The sequence below is a fragment of the bacterium genome (genome assembly GCA_021372775.1).
GTDB lineage: Bacteria > Acidobacteriota > Polarisedimenticolia > J045 > J045 > JAJFTU01.
On sequence record JAJFTU010000036.1, the window covers coordinates 1 to 8,432 of the forward strand.

Here is an 8,432-nt window from a genome sequence, read left to right on the forward strand (position 1 = left end):
CAGCTGGAACCCCGGAGGCGACTCGGGCGGGGCGACCGGCTCGGGGCAGGACATCATCTCCTGCCGCCGAAGCTCGACGAGATCGAGGCCGCGCAGACGCAGCGCGTCGAGGACGTCGCGGACCTCCCCCTCCGGGCCGAAGCAGACTTCCGTCCGGGCGAAGGCGGCGCGGACGACCAGGTCGGCGACGGCGGGGCCGAGGCGCGGATCCCCGCGGCGGGGCCGCTCGACGGCCCACGTGAAGCCGCGGTACTGCTGGACGAGGCCGATCGTCCGGCCCCCTTCGAGGATGGCCCAGTGGCGGGCGATCCCTTCGCCGGCGCCGGCCGGCGGGATCGTCGAGGCCACGTGGACGCAGACGGCGGGATCCTGCTGGACGATGACCCGCGCGCGGCGGAAGTGCCGCGGCTCGGCGGGGGCGACGACGAACTTCAGCGCCGCCGAAGCGTCGTCCCCCGTCCCCCCGGATCCGCGCGGCGCGAGAGCCACGTCAGCACTTCCGCACGACGCCGCGGACGACTCCCTTGATCTCCAGCCGGTCCGCGGGAACCATCAGCGGCTCGTAGTCGCGGTTCGCCGGCTGCAGCCGGACCATGCTGCCCTCGAGGTAGAACTTCTTGAGCGTGACGTCCTCGCCGTGGACCATCGCCACGACGAGTTGGCCGTTCTCCGCCGAGCGGCGTTCCTCGACGACGACGTAGTCCCCGTCGCGGATTTGTTCGTCGATCATCGAATCGCCGCGCACCTTGAGGGCGTAGGTGCGACCGACGCCGACCAGCCAGGACGGCACGGCCAGCGATTCCCGCTGTTCGATCGCCTCGATCGGCCGGCCGGCCGGAATGAGGCCGAGGAGCGGGATGTCCACCGCGCGCGGGGCCTGGTCTTCCGAGACGACTTCGATGGAGCGGTTCTGGTTCCAGCTGCGCCGGAGCAGCCCCTTTCGCACGAGGTTGGTGACGTGCTTGTGGACCGTGGCCACCGACGAGAGGCCGAAGTGGCGCCCTACTTCCTCGAGGCTCGGCGAGTAGCCGAACTCCCCGATGAACTGGTTGATGTAGTCGTAGATCTGCTTCTGGCGCTTGGTGAGGGCCACGGGCTGTCCTCCCGTTGGGCGGTCCGCGCCGACGCGCGTCGCCTGACGCCGACGCCGGCCGCCGCATGACGCGGCGGAGGCGGCGGAGGCGCTTCGATGGAAACTTACAGCAAACGCAGGGCGAAAACAAACCCCGAGAGAAAACAATCGCGCCGGGGGGTTTGCGGCGCCTAAGTCGCGCTGCTAGTGTCCGTTGCGTCGTGCGCCGGCGTCTCGCCATGATCCTCGTCCTCCTCGCCGCGGCCGTGGCCCCGGCGGCGGGACAGACGCGCGTCGAATCGGTGGACGCCGAGCGGGTGGCCGACCTCTTCGCGCGGATCCGCGCCGCCAACGACGACGCGACGCGCGAGGCGCTGACCGAGGCGCTCGCCGCGGTCGGCAGCTCCGCGGTCCCGACGATCGCCGCCGAGATGGCCCGCCGCGACGACGCGACGTGGCTCTCCGCGACCGTCGCCCTCGGGCTCATCCGCGGCCCCGACGCCGTCGGCGCGCTGCAGGCCGAGCTCAACCGTTCCTCCGGCACGCGGGCGATGGCCGTCCTCCACGCCCTCGCCGTCGCCGGCGACGCCGAAGCTCCCGCCCTCGCCCTGCGCGGCGCGACGCCGACCCTCGCCGCGGGGCCGGAGGCGACCGCGGTGGACTTCATCGCCGGCGCCATCGGTCCGCCGGCCGCGGCGACGCTCGCCCAAGAGATTCCGCGTCGTTCGCCGGAGGGCCGCGTGGTCGGCCTGGGCGCGCTCGGCGCGCTGGCCGACGAATCGGCGACGCCGTTTCTCCTCGCCTGGTCGCGGCGCCCGGCGCCGATCGACCGGCGCTCGGCGCTGATCGCCCTCGCGCGGATCGGCGACCCGCGCGCCGGCGCGCGCTTCATCGAGGCGCTCGACGATCCGGACCCGGCCGTGCGCGAGACGGCCGCCGAAGGACTCGGCTACCTGCGCGAAACGCGGGCGACCGAAGCGTTGGCGCGGATCGCGCGAAGCGCCGCGCCCCCTTCGCTCAAGAGCCGCGCCGTCTGGTCGCTCGGGCTGATCGGCGACGACGGCGCCGTCGCCGCGCTCGGCGCGGCGCTGAAGAACGCGGGGGAGAACGACCGCGCGCTCGTCCTGCAGTCGCTCGGCAACACCGGCGCGCCCGCGGCCGCGGCGGCGATCGGCGACGCCGCCGAGACCGACGCGGCGACGGTCGCCCTCGCCGCCGCCGCGGCGTTGGCGAAGCTGCCCGGCGACGGGGCGCGCGAGCGGCTGCTCGCGGCGTGCGGCGCCGCGCGCACGCACGGGGCGGGGCTGCTCGCGGCGGTGGAGCTGCTCCGGCAACGGGAAACGCGCGCGGTCCCCTGCGCGCTGCGCCGGCTGCGGGACGACGTCGAGCGGCGGCGCGGCCTCGCGCCCGCGGCGGAGGAACTGCTCGCCGAGCTGCCGCTCGTCGCCACGCCGCTCGCCGCCCCCTCGCTGGAGGGGATGGCCGAGGAGGTCGCGGCGCCGGCGCTGCAGCATCGGCTGCGCGAGGCGGCGCGCCTCGTCCGCCTCTCGGCCGATCTCGGCGACAACGTGGACGGCTGGATCTCCGTCTTCGACGACGGCACGCCGCGCGAAGTGGACCTTGCGGTGGAGCGGCTGGCCGAGCTCCGCGACGCGCGGGCCGTCGAGCCGCTGGTGCGCCTCTTCGGGCGGATCGAGCCGGACCGCGCCTACCGCATCCCCGCGGCGCTGGGCGCGATCGGCGGCGCGCGCAGCGTGACGTTCCTCGTCGCGCTCGTCTCCAACCCGACCTATCGCCGCCCCGCGCTGGTCCGCGCCCGCGACGAGGCGGCGCGCGCCCTCGTCCGCTGCACGGCCGCGCCGCACGCCGCGGAGGCGCTGCGGCGGGCGTTCGTCGCCGAGCGCGGCCGCTTCTTCACGCCGCTCCTCGCCTACGCGCGGATGCGCGGCCGCGCGGGGATCCCCGAGCTGATGGAGATGAAACGGCTGCTGCTCTTCCGCCGTTCGGACGAGCGGATGCTGCGGCACGAGAAGGCGAACTGGGCGCTCCGCCTGCTCCGCGCGGGGCGCGAGATTCCGCTCGACGAAATCCGCGACGTCCGCTGACGGCGGGTCGCCGCCCGACGAAATCCGCGACGTCCGCCGACGGCGCGGGCGTTCGCGCCGCGAAAGCGGCGTCGTCCGCCGACGGCGCGGCGCGGGCAGCGCGTTCGCGGCATCGGCCGGCGTTCCCGCGTCCGCCGGCGCGGCGCGGTCAGCGCACGATCTCGCTCTCGTCGGCGTCGAGCGCCGCGCGGCGCGAGAGGACGAGCTTCCCCATGTGGTCCACGCCGAGCAGCCGCACGCGCACCGCGTCGCCGACCTTGAGGACGTCCTGCACCCGGCCGACGCGCGTGCGGTCGAGCTCCGAGACGTGCAGCCGTCCCTCGATCGTCGCCCCGAGCCGGACGATCGCCGCGAAGTCGGTGACGACGATCACCTCCCCCTCGTAGACCTTCCCCACTTCCGGCTCCAGCGTGAGGCGCCGGGCGCGCCGCAGCGCCTCCTGTCCCGAGGCCGCGTCCGCGCAGTAGATCCGCACGAGGCCGTCCTGCGCGACGTCCACGCGGCTGTTCGTCGCCGCCTGGAGTTCCTGGATGTTCTTGCCGCCCGAGCCGATCAGGTCGCGGATCCGCTCCGGCCGGATGCGCAGCGAGAGGACGCGCGGCGCGCGCGGCGAGAGCTGCGGGCGCGGCGCGGCGAGCGTCTCGGCCATCCGGTCGAGGATGTGCAGCCGCCCGGCGCGCGCCTGCTCCAACGCGCCGGCGAGCACCTCGGCGGGGATCGCGCCGACCTTGTTGTCCATCTGGATCGCGGTGATCCCCTCGCGCGTCCCGGCGACCTTGAAGTCCATGTCGCCGAGATGGTCCTCGTCGCCGAGGATGTCGGAAAGGACGACGAACTTCCCCTCCTCCGCGATCATCCCCATCGCGATCCCGGCGACCGGCCGCGCGATCGGCACGCCGGCGTCCATCAGCGCGAGGCAGCCGCCGCAGACCGTGGCCATCGACGACGAGCCGTTCGACTCGGCGATGTCGGAGACGAGGCGGATCGTGTAGGGGAACTTCTCGACGTCCGGCAGCGTCGCGCCGAGCGCGCGGTGGGCGAGGTTGCCGTGGCCGATCTCGCGCCGCCCGGGGCCGCGCATCGCGCGGACCTCGCCGACGGAGTAGGGCGGGAAGTTGTAGTGGAGCAGGAAGCGCTCCCGCTCCTCGCCGGCGAGCGTCTCGATCCGCTGCTCGTCGTCGGCCGCGCCGAGCGTGCAGCTCACGAGCGCCTGCGTCTCGCCGCGGGTGAAGATCGCCGAGCCGTGGCAGCTCGGCAGCCAGCCGGCTTCCGTCCAGATCGGGCGGATGTCGGTCGGGCCGCGGCCGTCGGCGCGGCGTCCTTCGAGCGTGCGGCGGCGCAGCGCGGCGCGGACGAGATCCTCCGCCGCGGCCTCGACCTCCGCCCCGCGTCCCGGATAGTCCTCCTCCAGCGCGGCGGCCGCCGCGCCGCAGGCGCGGGCCAGCGCGTCGCGCCGCTCGTGCTTCCCGGGGATGCCGAGGGCGTCCTCGACCGCCGCCGCGGCGAGCGCCGCGACGCGCGCCGCCAGCTCGGCGTCGGCCTCCGGCGCGACGAAGGAACGCTTCTCCTTCCCCGCCGCCGCGCGCAGTTCGTCGAGCCCCGCCGAGATCCGGCCGCAGACCTCCGCGGCCCGGGCCAGCGCCTCGATCACCAGCGCCTCGCCGACCTCGCGGCACTCGCCCTCGACCATCACCGGCCCGCCGGGGCCGGCGGCGACGACGAGGTCGAGCTCCGCCGCGCGCCGCTGGGCGCGCGAGGGGAAGACGGCCCACTCGCCGCCGACCCGCGCGATCCGCACGCCGGCCACCGGGCCGTCCCAGGGGATCGCCGAGAGGTGCAGCGCGGCCGCCGCGCCGACGATCGCCAGCGACTCCGGCTCGACGTCGTCGTCGGCCGAGAGGACGGTCAGCAGGACCTGCGTCTCGTTGACGAAGCCGCCGGGGAAGAGCGGCCGCACGGTGCGGTCGGCGAGGCGCGAGGCGAGGACCTCGCGGTCGGTGATCCGCCCCTCGCGCCGCCCGTACGCGCCGGGGATCCGCCCCGCCGCGGCGAGCCGCTCGCGGTACTCGACCGTCAGCGGGAAGAAGTCCTGGCCCGGCTTCGGCGACTCGGCCGCGCAGGCCGCGGCGAGCATCACCGTGTCGCCGAAGCGGAGCACGACCGCCCCGTCGGCCTGGCGGGCGATCTTGCCCGTTTGGAGCGTCAGCGGGCGTCCCGCGACGTCGATCGAGACCTCGTGCATGGCGCAATTTCTCCCTTCGGCGGCGAGACGATACAATAGCCCGCTCCCCCCCGAGCCGAAACCGTTCGCACGAGGATCCTCATGGCGCCTTCACTCGACCCGCTTCTGCGCCCGCGCACCATCGCCGTGATCGGCGCCACCAGCCGCAAGGAATCGCTGGGCGGCAAGATCACGGCCCGGCTGTTCGACGCCGGCTTCACCGGACGGGTCTACCTCGTCAACCCGAAGCAGGAGTCGGTCCGTTCGACGCGCTGCTACAAGAGCGTGCTCGACGTGCCGGAGAAGATCGACCTCGCGCTGATCATCGTCCCGCTCGCCGGCGTGCTGCAGGCGGTCGCGGAGTGCCTGAAGCACGGCGCGAAGGCGATCTGCATCATCACCGCCGGCTTCGGCGAGATCGGCGCCGAAGGGAAGGCGCTGCAGGAGAAGCTCGCCGCGATGTGCCGCGAGGCCGGGGCGCGTCTGCTCGGGCCGAACTGCATGGGCGCGGTCAACAACAGCCCGGCCGTCGCGCTCGACTCCACCTTCTCGCCCAGCCCGACGCTGAGCGGGCCGCTCGGCTTCGCCTCGCAGTCCGGCTCCCTCGGCTGCGCGGTGATCAACCTCTGCGAAGAGCGGGGCATCGGCTTCTCCCAGTTCGTCTCGATCGGCAACAAGGTGGACGTCAACGAGAACGACCTGCTCGAGGCGTGGGAGAACGACGACGAAGTCCCGGTGATCACGCTGTACCTCGAGTCGTTCGCCGACGCCGACCAGTTCCTCGAGATCGCGCGGCGCATCACCCCCAAGAAGCCGATCGTCCTCGTCAAGGCCGGCAAGACCGCGGCCGGCGCGAAGGCCGCCAGCTCGCACACCGGCGCCCTCTCCGCCGGCGACACCGGCGCCGAGGCGCTCTGCCGCCAGGCTGGGGTCATCCGCGCCGACTCGATCGGCGAGATGCTCGACGCGGCGCTGATCCTCTCCCGCTGCCCGCTCCCCGAGGGGCGGCGCGTGGCGGTGCTGACCAACGCCGGCGGCCCGGGGATCCTCGCCGCCGACGCGCTCGCCGAGAACGGCCTCGAGCTGCCTCCGCTGGCCGAGGAGACGCGGAGCAGGCTGCGCGCGATCCTGCGCCCCGACGCGTCGCTCGCGAACCCCGTGGACATGGTCGCCTCCGCCGGGCCGCAGCAGTTCCGGCAGTGCCTCGAGATCCTGCTCGACGACCCGAACATCGACACCGTGATGACGATCACCGTCACGCCGCCGCTCTTCTGCGGCGTCTACGAGACGATCCTCGAAATGCTGCCGGCGTTCCGCGCGGCGAAGAAGACGGCGATCGCCGTGGCGATGGCCGCCGAGGAGTTCTACGGCCGCGCCCGCACGATCGAAGGGCTGCCGCCGGTCTTCCATCAGCCGGAGGACGCCGCGAAGGCGCTCGCCCGCGTCGTCGCCTACGCCGAGCGCCGCCGCCTGCCGCAGCGCACGGTGCGGACGATCGCCCAGGACGACGCGGCGATCGCGAAGCTGCTGGCCAAGCAGAGCGCGCGGGGCGGCGGCTACCTCCCGGCCGACGACACCTTCCGCGTGCTCGAGGCGGCCGGCCTGCGCGTCGCGCCGTGGGCGCTCGTGGACACGCCGCAGGACGCCGTGCGCGAGGCGCGGCGGATCGGCTACCCGGTGGTGCTCAAGGCGAACGGCGAGGCGATCGTCCACAAGTCGGACATCGGCGGCGTGGCGTTGAACATCAAGGACGACGCGGCGCTCGAGCAGGCGATCGCGACGATGCGCGCCAAGCTCGCCGCGGCCGGCCACGCGCCGGACACCTGGAACCTCTTCCTGCAGGCCTTCCGGCCGGGCGGGCGCGAGGTGATTATCGGCTCCAGCCGCGACGACTCCTACGGGCCGCTGGTGATGTTCGGCCTCGGCGGGACGTTCGTGGAGGTGCTCAAGGACGTGAAGTTCGGTCTGACGCCGACGGCGCGCGAGGACGCCGAGGAGATGGTCCGCTCGATCCGCGCGATCAAGATCCTCACCGGCGCGCGCGGCCAGGCCGGCGTGGACCTCGACCCGGCGATCGAGGCGATCGAGATAGTGGCCCGGCTGGTCCGCGAGCACTCCTCGATCGTCGAGCTCGACGTCAACCCGCTGCTCCTCTACCCCGAGAAGGGGAAGGCGATCGCGGTGGACGCCCGGATCCGCGTCAAGTAGCGGACGCCGCACCCTTCACGCGAAAGGGCCGCCCGCGGGCGGCCCTTTCCATTTCGCGCGGCCCCGCGCGGCGCCGCATCCACACGAAAGCGCACACAAGCGGCCGCCAGAACAGGATGTTCACGAAGACCATCGCGGAGAGATACTGGCCTGCCCCCATTCGCTGGTCCAACGAAACCGAGAGTCAAAGCGTCGCGGGTTCTTCGAGCTTCAGCGGGCCGGAGGGAACCGGAGCCGACCGGAGGCCCGCCGACGCTTGCGCCGCGAACTCGCGGGGGCTCAGGTTTCCGAGCGAGCTGTGCGGCCGGTTGAGGATGCGCCGGGAGGTCCTGCGGGACTATCCCGGCGCGGTCGTGTGACACCTTGAGAGCAAGGAAGAACGCGCCCTGCCGGGCGAGCCGGGCTATCCTTTGGACCGCCTCATAGTTACGCTCATGAAACAGACAAACCGAGACTGCTTCACGATAGGGATCACGACGCGAACACCGTCGACGAGGTGTTTCACTTCGGCCATCTTCTCCACCGGGTGCTGAAGCGGCTGACCATATTTCAGGCTCTGGTACTTGCCCAAATACATCTCGCCGATCGACCTGTTTCGCCAGTCGTTCTCCTCCGCAACCGTTCGGTAGCGGCGTTCAAGGAACATCCAAAAGTCACCATAACCCAGCTGCCACTCCGTCACTTCTGTGGGTTCCGGAAAGTTTTGCCGGTCCAATTCCAGTAAGTCTTGCCGGTCCTCAAGTCCCGGGGAGAGCCCTGAGACTGTCGCCGCGGAGACGCCCGAGCGTCCGCGGCGAGGGAAGGGATGATCGGCATGATGACCAGG

6 protein-coding genes are annotated in these 8,432 nt (G+C 73.0%); 2 read left to right on the plus strand and 4 right to left on the minus strand.

Annotation, left to right across the window (positions count from 1 at the left end):
* On the minus strand, positions 1-489 hold a 489-nt coding region (locus LLG88_01530), incomplete at its 3' end, for a hypothetical protein (GenBank protein MCE5245589.1).
* Between the two features lies 1 nt (position 490).
* Positions 491-1,093: a transcriptional repressor LexA gene (gene lexA / locus LLG88_01535; GenBank protein MCE5245590.1), complete on the minus strand. Its 603-nt coding sequence runs from the start codon at positions 1,091-1,093 to the stop codon at positions 491-493.
* A gap of 218 nt (positions 1,094-1,311) precedes the next feature.
* On the opposite strand from lexA, the gene LLG88_01540 reads away from it, so the two are divergent.
* Entirely contained in the window at positions 1,312-3,177 is a 1,866-nt protein-coding gene (locus tag LLG88_01540; GenBank protein MCE5245591.1) for a HEAT repeat domain-containing protein, read from the plus strand.
* A gap of 148 nt (positions 3,178-3,325) precedes the next feature.
* Here the strand turns inward: LLG88_01540 and pnp are convergent, their stop codons facing one another.
* Entirely contained in the window at positions 3,326-5,419 is a 2,094-nt protein-coding gene (gene pnp / locus LLG88_01545; protein ID MCE5245592.1) for a polyribonucleotide nucleotidyltransferase, read from the minus strand.
* An 81-nt stretch (positions 5,420-5,500) separates the two neighbouring features.
* Between pnp and LLG88_01550 the strand changes: the two genes are divergently transcribed.
* A complete protein-coding gene (locus LLG88_01550; protein ID MCE5245593.1) occupies positions 5,501-7,606 on the plus strand; it encodes an acetate--CoA ligase family protein in 2,106 nt (701 codons plus the stop codon).
* Positions 7,607-8,009: 403 nt separating this feature from the next.
* On the opposite strand, the gene LLG88_01555 is transcribed toward LLG88_01550, so the two are convergent.
* A partial coding sequence (locus tag LLG88_01555; protein ID MCE5245594.1) for a hypothetical protein occupies positions 8,010-8,432 on the minus strand: 423 nt, incomplete at its 5' end.